Below are 19,835 nucleotides of genomic sequence, written 5' to 3' on the forward strand. Positions count from 1 at the left end.
GTGTAAATGTTCGTCGCGCCCGGTTTCAATCTGAAGCCGGGCGTCTAAACTCTGTATTCTGTTCGCCTGAGCGCGAGCGGGGTACGGAGTTTTTGCATTTATGGCCCAGGTTATGCACGCTTGGGTTCACTACCCTGGAATTTTCATACGGCATGCCGGTTATCACGCAGCAAAGGTGGACATCCCCATGATGCGTCTCTGTGCTGTTTTGGTTCTTTCCCTGTGCGGCGGCCTGCTTTCAGTGCACGCCGCGCCTGCGCCGCACCCCCATTGGAGTGTGGGCTTTCATCGCATGAGCGTCCTGGACCCGCTGGATTCGCAGCCGATGAAGGCCATTGCGTTCTACCCCTCCACCGACACCGAGCACACCACGACGTTGGGCGCCTACCATGTGGCTGCCGGCGAAGACGCCAAGGTTGCCATCGGCCGTTTCCCGATGCTGATGCTGTCTCACGGCAATACCGGTACGCCGCTGGCTCTGCATGACCTGGCCACTTCGCTGGCGCGCAAGGGCTTTGTGGTGGTGGCGGTGCTGCACCCCGGCGACAACTACAAAGATCACAGCCGCCTGGGCACCGTGAGCAATCTGTATGGCCGGCCGATCCAGATTTCCCAGGCAATCACCGCGACGCTGGACGACCCGATGCTGTCGCCCTTCGTCGACATCGACCAAGTGGGCGTGATCGGCTATTCGGCCGGCGGTGAAACCGCGCTGATCCTGGCGGGGGCCAAGCCGGATTTCGAGCGCCTGCGCCGCTATTGCCAGCAGCGCCCGGAGGACCGTGACGCCTGCACCACCAGAGGCGAACTGGTGGTCGACCGTGACGACTTGCAACCCCAGGCCGACCCGCGCATCCATGCGCTGATGCTGATGGCGCCGCTGAGCCTGATGTTTGGTCGCCACACCCTGGCTGACGTGCACGTACCGGTGCTGCTCTACAGCGGCGATGGCGACAAATTGGTGGCCGTGGACAAGAACGCCGCCGCCCTGGCGCGCAAACTGCCGGAGCCGCCGGACTTCAAACTGTTGGCCGGGGCAGGGCACTTCGTGTTCATGGCGCCGTGCGACAGCGACCAATTGGCGACGATGCCGGCCATCTGCACCGATGCCGACGGCGTCGACCGTGAGGGCATCCATCGCGATCTGGTCTCCGAGGCCGGGCGCTTTTTCAGTCACACCCTCGGCGAGGCCACCCGTGCCGGGTTACAGACGGCCGATCAGTAAGCGCGACGCTTGAGCAGCACGGTCAGTGCCAGCGCCGTGACAGACAGCAGCGCCGCACAGAAGAAGATCCAGCCATAGCCGAGGTTCAGCGCCACCGCGCCCATCAACGGGCCGGCAATCGCCAGGGCCAGGTCGAAAAACACCGCATACGCACTGAGCCCGGCGCCACGGCTACTGTCCGGCACGCGCTTGATGGCCTCGACCCCGAGCGCCGGGTACACCAGTGACAAGCCGATGCCGGTCAACCCCGCGCCAATCAACGCCACGCCGGTCGACGGCGCCAGCCACAACAGCGTAAGGCCCAGGGTCTCGATGAGCATGCAGGCGATGGCGGCGGTGAAGCCGCCCACGCGGCTGATGGCGGAAATGAACACCAGGCGCGACGCGATAAAACACACGCCGAATACCGTCAGGCAGTACGCCGCGCCGGTCCAGCCGCGATTGAGGTAGTACAAGGTGATAAAGGTGGTCAGCGTGCCGTAGCCAATCGAGGCCAGGCACAGGCTGGCGCCAAACGGTGCGATACGTCCGAACACCGCCCAGAACGGCAGGCGTTCGCCGCGCACCACCGGCACCGAGGGTTTGTTGCGGATCAGCACCAGGCCCAGCGCGGCCAGCCCCGTCAGCGCCAGGCCCAGGCTGGCGAAGCCATAGTCGGCCACCATCACCACCCCCAGCGGCGCGCCAATGGCGATGGCGCCGTAGGAAGCGATACCGTTCCAGGAAATCGACCGGGCCGTGTGTTCGGTGCCGACCGCGCCCATGCACCAACTGATGGTGCCTACGCCAATCAAGCCCTGGGCCACGCCCAGCAACAGCCGGCCGGCGATCAGGATGGTCAGGCTCAGCGCCGGCAGGTCCTCCAGCAGCACCGCGATAAACGTCAGCACGCCACTGATCAGGATGCCGGCCAGGCCCAGCACAATGGCGCGCTTGGTGCCAACGTTGTCCGACATGCGCCCGGCCATCGGCCGGCTGAGCAAGGTGGCCAGGTATTGCGAACCAATGGTGACCCCGGCCACCACGGCGCTGTAGCCCAGGTGTTCGTGCACATAGCCTGGAATTACTGCAATCGGCAGGCCGATGCAGATGAAGGCAATGAAGGTGTAGAAGACGATGGAGACGATCTGCAGGGTGATCGACAGGGAGGAGGGGGCGGCAGGCATGTGAGCTCGTTCGCTGGCGGGCGGTGCGGTCATGATGCCACTGCGCTGCCTAATGTGGGAGGGGGCTTGCTCCCGATAGCGGTGGCTCAGCCCACTCATAGGTGACTGATACACCGCCATCGGGGGCAAGCCCCCTCCCACATTTGAACCTGTTTGCCCCGGCAGCTAGCTATGCGCTGTTCTTAGAACACCACGCCCTGGCTACGCAGGTAATCGTCATAGGTGCCGCTGAAGTCGATCACGCCGTCTGCGCTCAACTCGATGATGCGGGTAGCCAGGGACGATACGAACTCGCGGTCGTGGCTGACGAAGATCAGCGTGCCCGGATAGTTCTCCAGCGCCAGGTTCAGCGCTTCGATAGATTCCATGTCCAAGTGGTTGGTCGGTTCGTCCATGATCAGCACGTTCGGCTTTTGCAGGATCAGCTTGCCGAACAGCATGCGGCCTTGTTCACCACCGGAGATCACTTTTACCGACTTCTGGATTTCGTCGTTGGAGAACAGCATGCGACCCAATGTGCCACGAATCATCTGCTCGCCCTGGGTCCACTGGCCCATCCAGTCGAACAGGGTGAGGTCGTCTTCGAAGTCATGGGCATGGTCCTGGGCGTAGTAGCCCAGTTCCGCGGCGTCGGTCCACTTGATGCTGCCGGCGTCCGGGGTCAGTTCGTTGACCAGGGTGCGCAGCAGGGTGGTCTTGCCGATGCCGTTCGGGCCGATGATCGCCACGCGCTCGCCGGCTTCAACCTGGAAGCTGAAGTCTTTGAACAACGGCTTGCCGTCAAAACCTTTGGCCATCTTCTCGACCATGACCGCCTGGCGGTGCAGCTTTTTGTTCTGTTCGAAACGGATGAACGGGCTCACACGGCTCGAAGGCTTGACCTCGGCCAGTTGGATCTTGTCGATCGCCTTGGCGCGGGAGGTGGCCTGCTTGGCTTTCGAGGCGTTGGCCGAGAAGCGGCTGACGAAGGACTGCAGCTCGGAGATCTGCGCCTTCTTCTTGGCGTTGTCCGACAGCAGTTGCTCGCGGGACTGGGTCGCCACGGTCATGTACTCGTCGTAGTTGCCCGGGAACAGGCGCAGCTCGCCGTAGTCCAGGTCAGCCATGTGGGTGCACACGCTGTTCAGGAAGTGACGGTCGTGAGAGATGATGATCATCAGGCTGGAGCGCTGGGTCAGGATGTTTTCCAGCCAGCGAATGGTGTTGATGTCCAAGTGGTTGGTCGGTTCGTCGAGCAACAGCACTTCCGGGTCGGAGAACAGCGCCTGGGCGAGCAATACGCGCAGCTTCCAGCCGGGCGACACTTCGCTCATCGGGCCGAAATGCTGTTCCAGGGGAATACCCAGGCCCAGCAGCAGCTCACCGGCGCGGGATTCGGCGGTGTAGCCGTCCATCTCGGCGAACTCGGTCTCCAGCTCGGCCACGGCCATGCCATCTTCTTCGCTCATTTCCGGCAGCGAGTAGATGCGGTCGCGTTCGGCCTTGACCTTCCACAGCTCTTCGTGGCCCATGATCACGGTGTCGAGCACGGTGAATTCTTCGTAGGCGAACTGGTCCTGGCGCAGCTTGCCCAGACGCACATTTGGCTCGAGCATGACCTGGCCGCCGGACGGTTCAAGGTCGCCGCCGAGGATTTTCATGAAGGTCGACTTGCCGCAACCGTTGGCACCGATCAAACCATAGCGGTTGCCGGCGCCGAACTTGACCGAGACGTTCTCGAAGAGCGGCTTGGCGCCGAACTGCATGGTGATGTTAGCTGTGGAGATCAATTACTTTACCTATCAATAGCTTAGAGTGCGCTTATTTGAACTGGGACCAATTTGGGACCAATTTGGAGCTTTTCCATTTCGCTCCAATCTGAGCTTGAGTTGATCCAACGCGCATAAGTCGAGAGCAGCATCTGCACGCTATGGCCGAGCTGCTGGGAGATGAAGGCGAGGTTCATGCCAGACATAATGCATATTGTCGCATAGGTGTGACGACAGTTGTATGGCGGTCGACGACGGATATTCAGAGCTTTGAGCGTCGGCACCCACTGCTTGTGCAGGTCAGATGTCTGTTTCACGTACTCCGAGTTCTTTGACGGCGGGAAAATGAAGGGCGTTTCCAGCACGTTCCCTTTGCCTTTTTCCGACGCTCCGCGTACTCCCTCGCAAATTTCAACGCGTGCATGGCGCGCTCATACAACAATACGAAACGGTCCCGCCTGTTTTTGCGATAGAACCGAGGCGGTAAGCGCAGCCGTGGCCGGCGCCGACCGGGTCGCATTTGTTTGCGATCATCACGCCCTGGCACGCGCCGATGATCGAGGGCAGGTTCACCCCGGCAAATTTGTCAGGGTGTACACCGCACTTGAGGATCAGCGGCCTGGTCATCGGCAGGCATGCAGGGGGATTGGGGTTTGTTTTGTGTTGATTTACTATTGGTCCGCCATCAATCAATGGAAGGATCCAGCCTATGAATTTCAACGAGTCGCTAAGAAGCGCCGCCCACAGTGGTGCTTTGTTAACTCAACGCTCCATAGCTTTTGCGCGTTCTGAAATGAGGCTTTTTTTGGGGTGTGCTCTAGGCTGCTATCTTGGCTTCATCGTGTTATTTCTCCTGAAAGCTGATCCGGGGACGGCGACCTTCGGTGATTTTCTCAATGTGATTCATTCATCTTCGAAAATTGCCGCTTCCTTCATAGCGGCGGCTCTTTCGGTCGCTCTGAGATCGCTTTTTCCAACGAAAATGACGGCGGTGTCGCGCTAGCTGGACTTCACAGTCATGGCCTTGGCCCCTTGTAGATGAAGACGTATTCGAACCAGAGGGTAGCGATCATATTTGACTGGATATTTATTTTCTTTGGCTCACAGAAGCGCTTAGGAGACATGCTCGCATCCACCGTAGTAGTTCGATTTAAGCAGCTGTAACTGTTGCAGGCCTGCCAAACCAAAGAGGGAACGACATGCGGAGTGTTTTAGCTGGAATGGCAGTGACCGTACATGGCAATCTCCGTCAGAAAAAATATCCGGCGTTGTGAGTACTTGCGCCCGATGAGCGCTGTAGATATCGATTCGATTTAAGAACAGGAAGCGACATGCGAATTTTAATAGCGGCGGTCGCGGTGGCGATGCTGGCGGGGTGTATGGCGCTAAAGATGAACGAAGCGCGTCATAGCGGGCTGAGAAAACCGGCTAAGTTCCCAGCAAACCTAGGAAGGAAAACTATGAGAGTATTCTTTTTACTGCTGATGATGATTAGCGGCTATACCTTTGCGGGCTGCGACAGTATTGGCGATTCGGACCAGCGCGCTTACTGCAAAGCCAAAGAAGGCCGTGGTAGTTGCGGTTCGATCAACGACAGGGACCTGCGCTATGCCTGCAATGCGGAAACCAATGGAGGCAGCTGCAATAGCATCGATGACCGTGATAAGCGTTATTTATGTAATGCAAGAACCAACCATGGTAGTTGCGGTTCGATCGACGATAGGGACCTGCGCTATGCCTGCAATGCGGAAACCAACGGAGGTAGCTGCAATAGCATTGACGACCGCGATCAGCGCTATCTGTGTAACGCAAGAACCAACAACGGTAGTTGCGGTTCGATCGACGATAGGGACCTACGTGCACAATGTGATGCTTTGAAACACTGATTGAAGATCAAGAAAGCGGTTTTGCTTCCAAAAATTCAGATATACGACCTCTAATGCACCTCTGAAGAAGTGGTGGCTGATTAAATTCGTCGGCGAAAGACTGATCAGAAACTCGACTTTTTTATATCTCCATGCTTCCTCTGAAGATAAATCGTATAGGGCAACAGTATCGTGTCCGTCATTCCAGACAAGGCCATATCAAGCGCAATTAATGACGCTGAGGGATATCCGTCAAAGCCCGTGCCGTGGCGGGGCTCAGCATTCAGTGTGCAGTAATCAAAAACGGCACCGCTATAGATTCTCGGAACTGAATCACAGTGCGAGTGCCATCGGGCAAGCTTGTTGCTCGCGATAGCGTTGTCTCTGAACGTGGTATTGACGGTCCCACAACCTGACGCAGAAACAGCTGCAAAAATCATTAAGACGACTTTCGAATACATCACATGGCTCCTTGCCACAAAACATAAAGGTTAACCGAAGTCGCATATTGCGGCTTTTTTTCTTGCCTGGAGGACAGCATGGGCGCAGCACAAAAGCAGATTCTTGCTGCGAACGTGCTGGCGCTGGCCGTAGGGCGCAGGCCTTGATGTCTGTTTGTTGTCGTCATATGTTACGACATTCATGGAGGATTCTGACTGATGGCACGCGTGGGTTTGATACTGACACCCGGTTTTGCGGACTGGGAATATGCTTTCATTGCTGGTACGGCGTCCCCGTTTTACGGGATCGACGTCAGGTTTTTTGCTCCTACTACGGGGCAGTTTCGTTCGCAGGGTGGATTGGCTGTAACGGTCGATAGCAGCTTGCAACAATGTCTGGACTGGAAACCGGACGTTGTCGTCGTCATTGGAGGGATGGTCTGGGACAGTGCAGAAGCCCCGGATATTCGGGACTTTCTTCATGCCAGTCGTTCAAGTGGAGCAACCATTGCCGGTATCTGTGGAGGAACGCTGGCACTTGCGAGGGCCGGTCTTCTAGACACGGTTCCTCATACCTCGAACAGCGCTGGCTTCTTACAGAGTGCCGTCAGTTATGAAGGCTGCACGCTTTACCGAAGCAGCTCGATAGCGGTGATGGCAGACCGCATCATTACTGCTCCAGGCACCGCCCCCGTTAGCTTCACCTGCGCAGTGTTTGAAGGTGCCGGGCTATCTTCAGAGAGCATTTCTCAGTTCAGGTCAATGTTGGCAGCGGAACATGGGTGATCGCGTCGTCCCGGCAGGAGCCTTCAGACATGCGCCAACAGCGACATCGAGGCGCGAAACCCGGTCGCTGAGCGCAAAATCTGTGTGTTGGAATTTGGCGCGCATTGTCGCATATGTCAGGCAACAGGTGTATGGCGAGCGAAGGATGGTTTTGCCAGTGTCTCGGGCATGGCCAGCCCTACCAGCAGCAACGCGACGGCCGCCACCCCGGCCAGGGTCAGGAAGGCGGCGTTGTAGCCGGCCATTTGCACCACGAAGCCTGCCAGGCTGCTGCTCAGCGCCGCGCCCAGGCCAAATACCGTGGACAGCGCGCCGAGGCTGACATTGAAGCGGCCGGTGCCTTGGGTCAGGTCCTTGACGATCACGGGGAACAGCGCGCCGAAAATGCCCGCGCCGATGCCGTCGAGCATCTGCACGGCAACCAGCCAGTAGGGGTCGCTGGACAGGGTATAAAGCACGCCGCGCAACGGCAGAATCATGAAACCGGCCAGCAGCAGCGGCTTGCGCCCCCAGAGGTCGGCCTTGGCCCCCACCAGCATAGCCGTCGGCACCATCACCAATTGCGCGGCGACGATGCAGGCCGAGGTCAATGGCGTGGCCATCTGCAGGTTGATCTGCGACAGCTTCTGGCTGACCAGCGGCAGCATCGCGGCATTGGCCAGGTGAAACAGCGCACAGCAGATGGCGAACAGCAACAAGGGGCGGTTGGCGAGCAAGACGTTCAGGCCCGAGGGCTGCTCATGGTCAGTATGATGCGCGGGGTCGAAGCCCCGGGCCACCTCATGGTCGATCGCCTTGCCCGGCACGCAACCGACCGCGATGACACTGGCGACGGCCATAAACGCCATCAGGTAAAACACCACCACCGGCCCGAATAGATAAGCCAAACCCCCGGCCAGCAATGCTGCCACGGCGTTACCGGCGTGATTGAAGGTTTCGTTGCGTCCGGTACGCCGAGTAAACGCGCGCGGCCCGGTGATGCCAAGGGAAATCGCGGAAATCGCCGGGGCGAACACCGACGCGGCGATGGCGCTGGCGGCCTGGGTCAGCGCCACCCAGCCAAACGAACTGACGAAGGGCAGCATCAGGCAACTGAGCGTGACCAGCAGCGCGGCAAGTGCAATCACCGCGCGTTTGCTGCGGGTACGGTCGATCAATGCGCCTGCCGGACCCTGGGTGATCAGCGCGGCAATACCCGCCAGGGTCATGACCACGCCAATGCTGGCCGGGTCCCATTTATGTACCGCCAGCAGATAAATCGCCAGGTACGGGCCCAGGCCGTCGCGCACATCCGCGAGGAAGAAATTCAGGCTGTCCAGGGACAAGGCAATGCGCAGGTCTGAATGATGGGCCACGATGCAACCTTCCAGGACGCTGTCCAGGGGCCGGACACGCGTTGGGCTAGTGACCTGCGCGCCTGGCGATAAGTTTCGCGCTGGCCCAGGGCGTTTTTCTGCGCGCAAAAAAAACCCGCACATAACGGCGGGCCAAGGGAATCACTGGAGTAGGTAGGCTTCACCCTATAGGCCGGAACGTGAAGGCCTTGTGAAAATGCGATGATCAAAGCGGATAAGAGCGCCGTTCATGCCCGGCGTACGAAGGTGCGCATGGTTTGCCCCGGGCCGGTACTGAACACGGTGGGCCGGGGCATGCCTTCATCGGCAGCGATAAATACAAAATGATCACCTTCTAGCCGGTAGCTGGCTGGTAGCGACTTGCCGGCGTCCGCGCCGATGGCATCCACCCAGGTAATGCTCTTGGGCGTGGTTTCGGCATCCAGGACAAAACGCCCCGCCAGCAAGAGGTCGCCCTCGACCGTGACGACTTCAAACGTGTCGCCGCTGATCCTGGTGATGGCACCTGGCGCGCTATGTGCATCGGCAGGATTGAGTACGCCATTGTCTTCCAGGGCGGTTTGCTCCCAGGCACCTTGCAGGGCGTGGTAATCCGTGACTGAAGGGGATGACATGCAACTTCCTTTTGCTGAAGGGGGGAGGGGGATTGTATCCGCACAGGATCAGTGCTTTCAGGTGGCAGGATTTTTTCTTTATGGGACAGCTATTTGACAGCATTTTCATGTTGTATTAGCTACGCTTGTAGCGTGATTAATCCCACATCGAAATATCTTTTTGGCTACACATCGACATAAAGCAGAAATAATCCTTAAATACGCGGGATTTTTCGTCAGACTCAGTAGTCAGATTGCCATTGGTCCGCCGTGCTCAGGGCGTTGTCCCTGATTTGAAGCTTTTAGGGTTTCTTCGAGTGATGGCCTTTTAGTATTAATTAAGGTGTGCTTATTTTGAATCGTACTTCCCCGCCTGCGCCCGCTGTAGCGTCTGATGAAATTGATCTGTTTGAATTGTTTCACGCCATCTGGCGACAAAAAAAGCTGATCGTGGGTTGTACGGTTCTGGCGGGCGTTCTAGGTGCGGGGTATGCCTTCCTGGCGCCCAAGACCTACGAGGTCAGCAGCGTGCTACGGCCTGCGGCGATCAACGAGCTGGACGCGTTGAACCGCTCTGAAGTGTATAAATTGCCGCCCGCCGATGCGTTGCTCAAAGTGGGCGCGCAGTTGGACTCCTACGAGGCTCGCCTTGGGTTCTTCAAGGATCACGAGGAATTGTTCAAGGCGTTTCAGAAACCGGGGCAAACCCTGGAGCAGAGTTTTGAAGCCTTCAATCGGAACTCGGTCAATCTGATCCTGCCGGACCCGAAGAAGTCCGACTCGCTGAGCAACTACATCCGTCTGGAATTGCAGTACCCGACCGATGTTGATGGGGTGAAAATTCTCAACGGGTTTGTCGACTACGCCATTGCCGCAGAGCGTCAGCAGGTCGGCGCCGACCTCAAGGTGATCGTGAACAACCGGCTGGCTGAGCTCAAGGGCAAGATCGACGCCGCCCGGGCCAACTACGACACCGAAAAGGAATCGAAAATCGCCAAGTTGCTCGAGGCGGACCGTCTCAAGCGCGCCCAATTGCAGGACGAACTCAGCGCCCTGCGCTTGCAGATGAAAATGGAGCGGACCAACCGCCTGGCGGAATTGGCTGAAGCCATCGGCATCGCTCAGTCCATGGGGATCAGGACACCGACCACGCCATCCTCCATGGCCGACTCCGCGCGAACCGGCTCGAGCCAGGTGATGCGCACCGAAGTCAACAATCAGAAAATTCCGCTGTACTTCATGGGTACCGAGGCCCTGGAGGCCGAACGCGCCGCGCTGCAAAAGCGCACCAGCGATGACTTCACCAATCCGCGTATTGCCGAAATTGGCAAGGAACTCCAGCTGTTGGACGCCAACCGCGAAGTTGAAGTGCTGCGCAAACGTGGCAATGAAGACATCTTCCTGCAGGACGTCGAGCCGCTTCGCGCCGAAGTCGCCAGGTTGCGTGGTTTGAACATCGACATGAGCAACCTGAAGCTGGTGACAATTGACCGTCGCGCCCAGGAGCCTTTGGCACCGATCAAACCGAAAAAAGCTCTGGTCATTGCGTTGAGCCTGGTGGGCGGGTTACTGCTCGGGCTGATGGTCGCGCTGGTCCGCCACCTCATGTTTACCCAGCGTCAGGCGGTACCGTATTCGGCATTGGAAGACAGCAGTTTTTCACGCCGTGAACGTAAGGACGATCAGCTTTAAGCCGTAGCGATGTCTCTGGCCGGCGGGTCCTGGGGGCCCGCTGGCGCAACCTTCCCAACACACTCAGTGGACAGCTTTTCACAATTCTTAGTTAACCTTTGGTTACAAAGTATGGCTAAATAACGGCCAATGGTCACACATCGGAGGGTCCTCCAGCCGGTCGTGTCGCCTGTATGTGAATTGTGATTTCAGGTGCTGCTTATCCATCCTCGGCCGTTGTGGGCACGCAGGAGCAGCCTGTTCTCTCCCTGACGTGTGACGAATCCCTTGAAACTCATCATTGTTGCTCTCTACGTTGCCTCCATCGCGTATGTACATTTGCGTGGCCGGGTGCGACACAAGTTGGGCCGCCAGCTCAGCGACCACTCGACGTTCCTGGCGCCGATCAACTGCTTCCTGTATCTGTTCTCCAAGCAACCCAGTCGCCCCTATCTGTCGCCCAGCGATTTTCCGGACCTGAGCCCGTTGCAGGCGCACTGGGAAGAGATCCGCCAGGAAGCTCAGAACCTGATGCGCGCCGGGGAGATCAAGCGCTCGGAGCAATACAATGACGTGGGCTTCAACTCGTTCTTCAAGTCCGGCTGGAAGCGCTTCTATCTGAAGTGGTACGGCGACAGCCATCCTTCGGCGATGAAGCTGTGCCCGCGCACCACCGAACTGGTGCAAAGCATCGGCTCGATCAAGGCCGCGATGTTCGCCGAGCTGCCGCCGGGCTCCAAACTGGTGCGTCACCGTGACCCCTATGCGGGCTCCTACCGCTATCACCTGGGGCTGGATACCCCAAACGATCCGGGCTGCTATATCAATGTGGACGGCGAGAGCTATTACTGGCACGACGGCGAGCCGGTGATGTTCGACGAGACCTATATCCATTACGCGGAAAACACCACGGCCCACAACCGCATCATTCTGTTCTGCGACATCGAGCGGCCGATGAAATACCGCTGGGCAGCCGCGTTCAACCGCTGGTTCAGCCGCAATGTGATGGCCGCTGCGGGTTCGCCCAATGATGAAGGCGACAAGACCGGCGGCCTCAACCGCGCCTTTACCCGGTTGTACAAGATCCGGCTGCGCGGCAAGGAGCTCAAAAAGCGCAACCGCACGCGCTACTACCTGGAAAAGTGGGCGATCTTCGCTGGCCTCGCGCTGATCTTCATCCTTATCTGAGCCCCACCCGTGGCGCGGATCACTTCGGTGGCTTCGCGCCCAGCTTGTCCCACATCTTCTTGGTGATCTTCTGTCGGTTGGCATAGCCGGCCCAGGGGTCGGCCTGCAAACTCTGCAAGCGTTCGTGCAGGTTGGCGACTGTCCATTGCTGGGAACTGCGCAATCCATTCAACTCCTCCCGGCTGACCGGTACCGAAACCGGCAGGCCGGGCCGCGCCCGCACGGAGTAAGCGGCAACCGTGCTGGCGCCCCTGGCGTTGCGCAGATAATCGATGAAGATTTTGCCCACGCGGTTTTTCGGGCCGCTGGTGGCGGTGAAGCGCTCGGGCAGTTGCTGGGTCATGAATTGGGCGATGGCCTTGGCGAAGGCTTTCACGCTGTCCCAGTCGTCTCGCCGGGCCAGCGGTACGATCAGGTGCAAGCCTTTGCCACCGCTGGTTTTGACGAAGGCTTGCAAGCCCAATTCATCCAGCACCGAGAGGGTCAGTTGCGCAGCTTCCAGCATGGCCTTCCAGGGCAGGGCGGGGTCCGGGTCGAGGTCGAGTACGAACAGGTCGGGGGTTTCGATCTTGTCCGTGGTGGCGCCCCAGGTGTGCAGCTCGACCGTGCCCATTTGCACGGCGCCGACCAGGGCGTCTGCAGTGTCTATTTCCATCAGGCGTGCATGGCCGGGGTCCAGAGCCTGGTCCAGTTGCTTGATGTGGGGGATCGTCATGCGTTCGATGTGCTTCTGGAAGAACTGTTCGCCTTCGATGCCCTCCGGCGCCCTGAGCAGCGACACGGGCCGGTTGCGCAGGAACGGCAGGATCCATGCGCTGGTGTCGGCGTAGAACTGTGCCAGTTGCTGCTTTTGCGTACCGCTCTGCTTGTCGATGACGCGATCAGGGTGGGTGATTTTCAGGTCCTTCACGGTTTTCACCTGCTTCTCGGTTTTTTTCGCCGCAGGCGCCTTGACCGATTTGGCCGCGCGCGGCAGCTCGTGAATGATCTGCGCGGCCGGCTTGTCGGTGCGCATGCCCACAAACGCGGCCTGGCGCACCACGCCTTCACGGGTCCATTCGGCAAATTGCACCTCGCCGACCAGGCTCGGTTCGACCCAGTGCACGCCACGCGCCTGGGCGCTGGTCAACGGCTTTTGCAGTGGCGAGTCGTCGCGCTCGAGCGCGGTGAGCTGGGTGTAGATAGCTTTCAGCGATGCCTGGTCGAAGCCGGTGCCCACGCGCCCGGCGTATACCAGCCCGGCGTCGTCGTTGACCGCCAACAGCAGCGCGCCAAACCCGGTGCGCGAGCCTTGGGGGCGGGTATAACCGACAATTACGAACTCCTGGCGCAAGCGGCATTTGAGCTTGATCCAGTCGTCACTGCGCCTGGACACATAAGGGCTGCCGGCACGCTTGCCGATGACGCCTTCCAGGGCCAGGTCGCAGGCGCTTTCGAAAATGTCGTGGTGGTTGGCCGCAAACGCTTCGGAGAAGCGCAGCAGCTTGCTCTTGCTGGCGGACAGCGCGGATTTGAGCGCGGCGCGACGCATTTCGACCGGGTCTTCGCGCTGATCGCGGCCATTCAGGAAGGGCGCGTCGAACAGGTAATAGACGATGTCGAGGCTGCGGCCGATGTCGAAGGCATTCTGCAACGCCTGGAAATCCGGCAGGCCGTCGCCGTTGAGGCTGACCACTTCGCCGTCCAGCCAGCTGTCCTTGAGCTTGAGCGCTTGCAAAGCCTTGGCCTGGCGCGGCAGGCGCTCGGTCCAGTCGTGCCCGTTGCGGGTGAACAGGCGCACCTCACCTCCCTGGATGCGCGCGAGGATGCGGTAACCGTCGAACTTGATCTCGTACTGCCAGTCACCTTCGGGTGCCCGATCGACCAGGGTGGCCAGTTGCGGGGAGAACTGCTCGGGCACGGCGGTGGCCTGCTTGCGCGTGCTCGCTTTGGGGGCTGCCTTGGGTGCCGCTTTGGTTTTTGCCTGAGCCTTGGCCTTGGGCTTGCCGACCACCGCGTCGCTCAGCACGCTGGCGGGTTCGGCCTGGACGATATCGTATTCGGCGATGGGCCGTGCCTGCTGGTCCTTTTCCTTGATCAGCAGCCATTGTTGCTTGTCGCCGCTGCCCTTGAGCCGGGTGCGCACCAAGGTCCAGTCCCCCGAGAGTTTTTCGCCGACCAGGCTGAATTTGAGTTTGCCGGCCGCGTAGGCCTTGTGCGGATCGTCATGGGGTTGCCAGATGCCGCGGTCCCACACGATGACATCCCCGGCGCCGTATTGGCCGGCGGGAATACTGCCCTCGAAGCCACCGTAACTCAGCGGGTGGTCTTCAACGTGGACCGCCAGGCGCTTCTGGCTCGGGTCCAGGCTCGGGCCTTTGGGCACCGCCCAGCTCAACAGCACGCCGTCGAGTTCCAGGCGAAAGTCATAGTGCAGGTTACGCGCGTCATGCTTCTGGATCACAAAGCTCAAGGCCGAGGCTTTGCGCTTGCCGGCCGGTGAGTCGCCGGCGGGCTCGGCGGTGATCCCGAAGTCGCGTTTACGGTTGTACTCGCTCAGGGGCTTTGCCATGTCGTTCTCCAGCCAATGGCAGGCTCAAGAGGCCTTTTTGTTGGATTTCTTCGCCGCGGTTTTTTTCGCCGCAGGTTTGCCCGCCAGGCTGCGCTTGAGCAGTTCCGTCAGGTCGATCACATCGGCCGATTTGCGCTCTTCGCTGCCTTCGGTCGATTCCACGTCTTCGATCTTGCCGGCCTTGGCCTTTTTCTCCACCAGCGCCATGATTTTTTCCTGGAAGCTGTCGCGGTACTCCTCGGGTTGCCAGTCGGCGCTCATGTCTTCCACCAGGCGCTTGGCCATGTCCAGCTCGCCCTTGGCCAGGGTGGGTTTGGTCACATCGCTGCCCAGCTCCAACTCATCCAGGCTGCGCACCTCGGCGGGCCAGCGCAGCATGACCAGCACCAGTGCCGACTCCAGCGGCATCAAGGCGGCAAGGTGCTGCTTGGTATGCAACACCACATTGGCCAGGGCGACCTTGCCGGTTTTTTTCAGGGTTTCGCGCAGCAGCGCGTAGACCTTGCCGCCGCGTTTATCCGGGGCCAGGAAGTAGGGCGTATCGATGTTCTGCAGGGGGATCTGGTCGCTGGCGACAAAGGCGATGATTTCAATGGTCTGGGTCGACTTGGGGTGGGCTGAGCGGATCTCATCTTCGCTGAGCACCACGTAGCGGCCTTTTTCGTAAGCTACGCCTTTGACGATATTTTCCTTGGTGATTTCCTTGCCCGTGGCCTTGTTGATGCGCTTGTAGCCCACCGGGTCCATGCTGCGTTTGTCCAGCCAGTCAAAATCGACGCCTTGGGCAGACGTCGCCGACACCAGCGACACCGGGATGTGAACCAAACCGAAACTGATGGCGCCTTTCCAGATTGCCCGGGGCATAAGTGCATCTCCTACAAAGATAAGTCTGTGTTCTGGTGACTCGTGGGCCTGGGCAAAAGTTTCGGCGAGCGGATGCTCGGACAGATCGTGTTACACCTGATGAGCAACAATTTAATGTCGCCAGACGAACCCCTGGGGTAGCGTGTTATCGAAAGCACGTACTCCTCGGCATAGAGAGGCATCGTCATGAACCGTTATGTGTGTCATCTAGCAGCGCTGGTTGCAGTGCTGGGCTCGGGCCTGGCCCTGGCGCAAAACCTGCCGGGTCGTTACGACTCCAACAACAGCCCTATCCACCGGGCCAACCCCAACAGCATGCAGGGCACCCAGCCCAATGCGCCGGCCGTTCGCGGCATCCAGACCGCGCCGACCCAACCTCGGCCTACCGTGGAAAACGGCGGGATCGGCAACAGTTATCCCAAACGTGACGCCGCGCCCAGTCGCCCGAACACCGAAACCAAAGCTCCCACCTATGATGCCAACGGCAATCGCCGGTAAGGATCCGTCTTATGTTTCTACGCAAAACCCTGCTAGCCGCTCTTTGCGCAACCACGCTGCTGCCAATGGCTGCGGTTCAAGCCGCCGATGCACAACAGTTTCCCAGTGAGCAAGGCAGCATTACTGCGACGCCGGTCGCCAAGGGCCTGAATCGCCCCTGGGCGGTGGCATTCCTGCCGGACAGGCAAGGTTTCCTGGTGACCGAATTGCCCGGCCAACTGCGCTTTGTCAGCCCGGACGGCAAGCTGTCCGCGCCGTTGACCGGCGTGCCCCAGGTGTGGGCCAAGGGGCAGGGCGGTTTGCTTGATGTAGTGCTGTCGCCCGACTTCAAGCAAGACCGCATGGTCTACCTGTCGTACGCCGAAGGGGGCGGCCAGGATGGCAAGGCCGGGACCGCCGTGGGGCGAGGGCGTCTGGCCGATGACTTGAGCGGCTTGAAGGACTTCACGGTGATCCTGCGCCAGGAGCCCAAGCTGTCCACCGGCAACCACTTCGGCTCGCGCCTGGCGTTTGACCGTGACGGCTACCTGTTCGTGACCCTGGGCGAAAACAATGTGCGGCCCACCGCCCAGGACCTGGACAAGCTGCAGGGTAAAGTCGTACGCATTTATCCGGACGGTCGCGTACCCGACGACAACCCGTTTGTTGGCCAGCCTGGGGTACGCCCTGAGATCTGGTCCTACGGCCAACGCAACCCACAGGGCCTGGCGTTGAACCCCTGGAGCGGGACGATCTGGGAAAACGAACATGGGCCACGGGGTGGTGATGAAATCAACATCATCGAACGCGGCAAGAACTACGGCTGGCCGTTGGCGACGCACGGCATCAACTATTCCCTCACGCCGATCCCCGAGGCCAAGGGCAAGACCGCTGAAGGCACCGTGGCACCGCACCATGTGTGGGAGAAGTCACCGGCGATCAGTGGCATGGCGTTCTACGACGCCGACCGTTTCAAGGCCTGGCAGCACAACCTGTTTATCGGCGCGCTGGCCAGCAAAGAGCTGATCCGGCTGCAGTTCGATGGCGACAAGGTCGTCCATGAAGAGCGTTTGCTGGGTGATTTGAACGCGCGGATTCGCGATGTGCGGCAGGGGCCGGATGGCTACCTGTATGTGCTGACGGATGAGGATGATGGGGTGCTGTATCGAGTTGGGCTGAATCAGGACTGAGTAACAGCCGCGCGGATCGTTCCCACGCTCCCGCGTAGGAGTGCAGCCCCTGACGCTCCGCGTCACCTGTGCGTATTAGGGACGCGGGGCGTCCCGGGAGGCATTCCCACGCAGAGCGTGGGAACGATCGGGCTACAGACTTAATTCGGACAACCCCGGATGATCATCCGGACGCCGCCCCAGCGGCCAGTGGAACTTGCGTTCACTTTCCTTGATCGGCAAATCGTTGATGCAGGCAAAACGATTGGCCATCAGGCCGTTTTCGTCAAACTCCCAGTTTTCATTACCGTACGAACGAAACCAGTTACCGGAGTCATCGTGCCACTCATAGGCATAGCGCACGGCGATGCGGTTGCCGGTGAAGGCCCATAGCTCTTTGATCAGTCGGTAATCCAGCTCTTTGGCCCATTTGCGCGTGAGGAAGCCCTTGGCCTCTTCGCGGTTATGGGCAAACTCGGCGCGGTTGCGCCACTGGGTATCCAGCGTGTACGCCAGTGACACCCGGTGTGGGTCGCGTGAGTTCCAGCCGTCTTCGGCCAGGCGCACTTTTTCAATCGCCGACTCGCGGGTAAAGGGCGGCAGGGGTGGGCGGACTTCTGGGTTAGAGGACATGCAACGGCTCCTGAAAAGTTATGAAAGTGCATCGACAGTAGTTCAAAGCCCCAATAGGGTCCGCGCCATCGCTTGCGCAGTATCGGCAGCCGTTGAATCGCCCATCACCAGGGCAACGGTAATGGCACCATCGATCAGGATCAGGAGCTGCGCGGCCTGCCGCTCCGGGTCGGGGGTGCCATGTGCTTGACACAGTTCAAGTGCGTACTCGAACAGTTTCTGTTTGTGGGCCTTGGCCAGCAGGCGTACCGGGGCTTGCGCGTTGCCGGTTTCGCCACTGGTATTGATAAAGGCGCAGCCGCGAAAATCCGCCGAGCCGAACCAGCTTTTCAGCTCGCTGAACAGCGCCAGCAGGCGCTCGCCACTGCCCTCACTGCGCTCCACTTCGGTGCGCAACCAGCGCATCCAGCGTTCGTCGCGGCGCTGCAGGGCGGCAATCACCAGCTCATCCTTGTTGCTGAAGTAGCGATAAATGCTTTTTCTCGAGACGCCGGCGGTTTTCACCAGCAGGTCCATGCCGGTGGCGGCGATGCCGTGGCGATAAATCAACTTCTCGGTCACGTCGAGAATAATGTCGCGGGTTTCATTAAGAGTCATATCGTTCATGCCTCAGACAGTAGAACGATCGTTCTTCTTGGTCAATGGGCATTTTTCCCTGTGCGCCGACGAGACCTGAGCACCCCCATGGTGTAAGCTTTGGGCCTCTTCGGATTCGACCCATTGCGAGCCTTATGCCGTCGTTCTTCAAACGCTCCCTGTTGCCTAAACTGCGCGGTTTCCCGCTGTCTACCGATGCCATCGAGGTGCTGCCCAGCGCCGATGCCTATCGGCGTTGCCTTCTGGAGAAAATCCCCCAGGCCACCCGGCGCATCTACATCGTTGCGTTGTACTTGCAGCAGGATGAAGCGGGGCAGGAGATCTACGACGCACTGCACGCCGCTAAAGCCGCAAGGCCGGCGTTGGACATCGTCGTGGTGGTCGACTGGCTGCGCGCCCAGCGTGGCCTGATCGGCGCCGGCAAGCAGCCGGGCAATAGCGCCTGGTACCAGGCCATGACCCAGGGTCACGCCAGTGAAGTACCGGTGTACGGCGTGCCGGTGCAAACCCGCGAGCTGTTCGGCGTGCTGCACCTCAAGGGTTTTGTGATCGACGACACGGTGCTTTACAGCGGCGCCAGCCTGAACAACGTGTACTTGCACAAATTCGACAAGTACCGCTTCGACCGTTATCACCTGATCCACAGCCAGGCCCTGGCCGACTCCATGCAGCACCTGGTGGAACATGGCCTGGTCGCGTCCAAGGCGGTGCATCGCCTCGACCTGCCCAACCCGCCCACCACCCGCAGTCTGCGCAACGACATCGGTGACCTGCGCAGCCGCCTCAAGCATGCGGCGTATGACACCAGCGCCGGGCAGTTGCCCAATGGGCACTTGCAGGTCAGCCCGTTACTCGGTGTCGGCAAAAACAACCCGCTCAGCCGGGTGATCCTCGAGCTGATCGCCAGCGCCCAGCAGCAACTGACTATCTGCACGCCGTACTTCAACCTGCCGCTGCCGGTGACGCGCGAGATCAACCGGGCCCTGGCGCGCGGGGTGAAGATCGACATCATCGTCGGCGACAAGACCGCCAACGACTTCTACATTCCGCCCAGCGAACCCTTCAAGGTGATCGCGGCGTTGCCGTATCTGTATGAAATCAGCCTGCGTCGCTTTGCCAAGCGCCATCAGCCGATGATCGACAGCGGCCAGTTGAACCTGCACCTGTGGCACGACGGCGACAACAGTTACCACCTTAAAGGCCTGTGGATCGACCAGCGCTACACCCTGCTGACTGGCAATAACCTCAACCCCAGGGCGTTCCGACTCGACCTGGAAAACGCCTTGCTGATCGACGACCCCCAGGGCCAGTGGCTGGCGCCGCGTGCGCAAGAGCTTGCGCATATTTTCCAGCACACCACGCGCATTGCCGGCTACCAACAGCTGCAGACGCTGGTGGATTACCCGGTGGCGGTGGGCAAGTTCCTGCGCCGGGTCAGCCGGGTACGCATCGAGCGGCTGCTCTACCGGATTCTGTAAAACCACCGGGCAAAAAAACACCCAGGCTC

At 59.7% G+C, this 19,835-nt stretch carries 18 protein-coding genes and 1 pseudogene; 9 read left to right on the forward strand and 10 right to left on the reverse strand.

Annotation, left to right across the window (positions count from 1 at the left end; translation table 11 throughout):
* Positions 1-187: 187 nt before the first annotated feature.
* On the forward strand, positions 188-1,225 hold the full coding sequence (locus C4J88_RS12785) for a dienelactone hydrolase (RefSeq protein ID WP_124407115.1): 1,038 nt from the start codon (positions 188-190) through the stop codon (positions 1,223-1,225).
* On the opposite strand, the gene C4J88_RS12790 is transcribed toward C4J88_RS12785, so the two are convergent.
* From C4J88_RS12790 to C4J88_RS27715, 3 genes and pseudogenes are all read right to left on the reverse strand, one after another.
* Complete coding sequence (locus tag C4J88_RS12790) at positions 1,219-2,391, reverse strand: MFS transporter (RefSeq protein ID WP_124407116.1); 1,173 nt, start codon at positions 2,389-2,391, stop codon at positions 1,219-1,221. The two genes, C4J88_RS12785 and C4J88_RS12790, sit on opposite strands and share 7 nt — an antisense overlap.
* Positions 2,392-2,573: 182 nt before the next feature.
* Positions 2,574-4,160 carry an ABC-F family ATPase gene (locus C4J88_RS12795; RefSeq protein ID WP_124362737.1) on the reverse strand — a complete coding sequence of 529 codons (1,587 nt, stop codon included), beginning with the start codon at positions 4,158-4,160 and terminating at the stop codon, positions 2,574-2,576.
* A 20-nt stretch (positions 4,161-4,180) separates the two neighbouring features.
* Positions 4,181-4,605, reverse strand: a pseudogene (locus tag C4J88_RS27715) (tyrosine-type recombinase/integrase); the annotation flags it as partial.
* A gap of 243 nt (positions 4,606-4,848) precedes the next feature.
* Between C4J88_RS27715 and C4J88_RS12805 the strand changes: the two are divergent.
* The gene (locus C4J88_RS12805) at positions 4,849-5,142 is read left to right on the forward strand and encodes a hypothetical protein (protein WP_124366932.1); all 294 of its coding nucleotides are present in this window, start codon (positions 4,849-4,851) and stop codon (positions 5,140-5,142) included.
* A gap of 328 nt (positions 5,143-5,470) precedes the next feature.
* Complete coding sequence (locus C4J88_RS12810) at positions 5,471-6,025, forward strand: hypothetical protein (RefSeq protein ID WP_372238004.1); 555 nt, start codon at positions 5,471-5,473, stop codon at positions 6,023-6,025.
* Positions 6,026-6,129: 104 nt separating this feature from the next.
* On the opposite strand, the gene C4J88_RS12815 is transcribed toward C4J88_RS12810, so the two are convergent.
* The gene (locus C4J88_RS12815; protein WP_124407118.1) at positions 6,130-6,465 is read right to left on the reverse strand and encodes a YceK/YidQ family lipoprotein; all 336 of its coding nucleotides are present in this window, start codon (positions 6,463-6,465) and stop codon (positions 6,130-6,132) included.
* Positions 6,466-6,663: 198 nt separating this feature from the next.
* On the opposite strand from C4J88_RS12815, the gene C4J88_RS12820 reads away from it, so the two are divergent.
* A complete protein-coding gene (locus tag C4J88_RS12820) occupies positions 6,664-7,230 on the forward strand; it encodes a DJ-1/PfpI family protein (RefSeq protein WP_124407119.1) in 567 nt (188 codons plus the stop codon).
* A gap of 116 nt (positions 7,231-7,346) precedes the next feature.
* Here C4J88_RS12820 and C4J88_RS12825 read toward each other — a convergent pair whose 3' ends face one another.
* Together C4J88_RS12825 and C4J88_RS12830 are read right to left on the reverse strand one after the other, a co-directional pair.
* On the reverse strand, positions 7,347-8,585 hold the full coding sequence (locus tag C4J88_RS12825) for an MFS transporter (protein ID WP_124366936.1): 1,239 nt from the start codon (positions 8,583-8,585) through the stop codon (positions 7,347-7,349).
* A gap of 227 nt (positions 8,586-8,812) precedes the next feature.
* On the reverse strand, positions 8,813-9,199 hold the full coding sequence (locus tag C4J88_RS12830; protein ID WP_124366937.1) for a TIGR03067 domain-containing protein: 387 nt from the start codon (positions 9,197-9,199) through the stop codon (positions 8,813-8,815).
* A gap of 333 nt (positions 9,200-9,532) precedes the next feature.
* Here C4J88_RS12830 and C4J88_RS12835 point away from each other — a divergent pair, with 333 nt between their 5' ends.
* Together C4J88_RS12835 and lpxO are read left to right on the forward strand one after the other, a co-directional pair.
* Positions 9,533-10,870, forward strand: coding sequence for a Wzz/FepE/Etk N-terminal domain-containing protein (locus C4J88_RS12835; RefSeq protein ID WP_124366938.1), 1,338 nt, complete (start codon positions 9,533-9,535; stop codon positions 10,868-10,870).
* Between the two features lie 267 nt (positions 10,871-11,137).
* On the forward strand, positions 11,138-12,037 hold the full coding sequence (lpxO, locus tag C4J88_RS12840; protein ID WP_124366939.1) for a lipid A hydroxylase LpxO: 900 nt from the start codon (positions 11,138-11,140) through the stop codon (positions 12,035-12,037).
* Positions 12,038-12,056: 19 nt separating this feature from the next.
* On the opposite strand, the gene ligD is transcribed toward lpxO, so the two are convergent.
* Together ligD and C4J88_RS12850 are read right to left on the reverse strand one after the other, a co-directional pair.
* Positions 12,057-14,588 (reverse strand): DNA ligase D, encoded by a 2,532-nt coding sequence (gene ligD, locus C4J88_RS12845; RefSeq protein ID WP_124407120.1) that lies wholly within the window; start codon positions 14,586-14,588, stop codon positions 12,057-12,059.
* Between the two features lie 24 nt (positions 14,589-14,612).
* Entirely contained in the window at positions 14,613-15,452 is an 840-nt protein-coding gene (locus C4J88_RS12850; protein ID WP_124366941.1) for a Ku protein, read from the reverse strand.
* Between the two features lie 186 nt (positions 15,453-15,638).
* Between C4J88_RS12850 and C4J88_RS12855 the strand changes: the two genes are divergently transcribed.
* Together C4J88_RS12855 and C4J88_RS12860 are read left to right on the forward strand one after the other, a co-directional pair.
* Positions 15,639-15,950, forward strand: coding sequence for a hypothetical protein (locus C4J88_RS12855; protein WP_124407121.1), 312 nt, complete (start codon positions 15,639-15,641; stop codon positions 15,948-15,950).
* Positions 15,951-15,961: 11 nt separating this feature from the next.
* Positions 15,962-17,119 carry a PQQ-dependent sugar dehydrogenase gene (locus tag C4J88_RS12860; protein WP_124407122.1) on the forward strand — a complete coding sequence of 386 codons (1,158 nt, stop codon included), beginning with the start codon at positions 15,962-15,964 and terminating at the stop codon, positions 17,117-17,119.
* A 132-nt stretch (positions 17,120-17,251) separates the two neighbouring features.
* Here the strand turns inward: C4J88_RS12860 and C4J88_RS12865 are convergent, their stop codons facing one another.
* Complete coding sequence (locus C4J88_RS12865) at positions 17,252-17,731, reverse strand: nuclear transport factor 2 family protein (RefSeq protein ID WP_124407123.1); 480 nt, start codon at positions 17,729-17,731, stop codon at positions 17,252-17,254.
* Positions 17,732-17,773: 42 nt separating this feature from the next.
* Positions 17,774-18,337: a TetR/AcrR family transcriptional regulator gene (locus tag C4J88_RS12870; protein WP_124407124.1), complete on the reverse strand. Its 564-nt coding sequence runs from the start codon at positions 18,335-18,337 to the stop codon at positions 17,774-17,776.
* 125 nt (positions 18,338-18,462) lie between these two features.
* On the opposite strand from C4J88_RS12870, the gene pssA reads away from it, so the two are divergent.
* Positions 18,463-19,806, forward strand: a complete 1,344-nt coding sequence (pssA, locus tag C4J88_RS12875; RefSeq protein ID WP_124407125.1) for a CDP-diacylglycerol--serine O-phosphatidyltransferase — start codon at positions 18,463-18,465, stop codon at positions 19,804-19,806.
* Positions 19,807-19,835 lie beyond the last annotated feature (29 nt).

It is taken from the genome of Pseudomonas sp. R4-39-08 (assembly GCF_003852275.1).
Taxonomy (GTDB): Bacteria; Pseudomonadota; Gammaproteobacteria; order Pseudomonadales; family Pseudomonadaceae; genus Aquipseudomonas.

Coding starts and splice junctions, on each gene's coding strand:
- C4J88_RS12785 (WP_124407115.1), top strand. CDS start 188: ATGATGCGTCTCTGTGCTGTTTTGGTTCTTTCCCTGTGCGGCGGCCTG.
- C4J88_RS12790 (WP_124407116.1), bottom strand. CDS start 2,391: ATGCCTGCCGCCCCCTCCTCCCTGTCGATCACCCTGCAGATCGTCTCC.
- C4J88_RS12805 (WP_124366932.1), top strand. CDS start 4,849: ATGAATTTCAACGAGTCGCTAAGAAGCGCCGCCCACAGTGGTGCTTTG.
- C4J88_RS12810 (WP_372238004.1), top strand. CDS start 5,471: ATGCGAATTTTAATAGCGGCGGTCGCGGTGGCGATGCTGGCGGGGTGT.
- C4J88_RS12815 (WP_124407118.1), bottom strand. CDS start 6,465: ATGTATTCGAAAGTCGTCTTAATGATTTTTGCAGCTGTTTCTGCGTCA.
- C4J88_RS12820 (WP_124407119.1), top strand. CDS start 6,664: ATGGCACGCGTGGGTTTGATACTGACACCCGGTTTTGCGGACTGGGAA.
- C4J88_RS12830 (WP_124366937.1), bottom strand. CDS start 9,199: ATGTCATCCCCTTCAGTCACGGATTACCACGCCCTGCAAGGTGCCTGG.
- ligD (WP_124407120.1), bottom strand. CDS start 14,588: ATGGCAAAGCCCCTGAGCGAGTACAACCGTAAACGCGACTTCGGGATC.
- C4J88_RS12850 (WP_124366941.1), bottom strand. CDS start 15,452: ATGCCCCGGGCAATCTGGAAAGGCGCCATCAGTTTCGGTTTGGTTCAC.
- C4J88_RS12855 (WP_124407121.1), top strand. CDS start 15,639: ATGAACCGTTATGTGTGTCATCTAGCAGCGCTGGTTGCAGTGCTGGGC.
- C4J88_RS12860 (WP_124407122.1), top strand. CDS start 15,962: ATGTTTCTACGCAAAACCCTGCTAGCCGCTCTTTGCGCAACCACGCTG.
- C4J88_RS12865 (WP_124407123.1), bottom strand. CDS start 17,731: ATGTCCTCTAACCCAGAAGTCCGCCCACCCCTGCCGCCCTTTACCCGC.
- C4J88_RS12870 (WP_124407124.1), bottom strand. CDS start 18,337: ATGAACGATATGACTCTTAATGAAACCCGCGACATTATTCTCGACGTG.
- pssA (WP_124407125.1), top strand. CDS start 18,463: ATGCCGTCGTTCTTCAAACGCTCCCTGTTGCCTAAACTGCGCGGTTTC.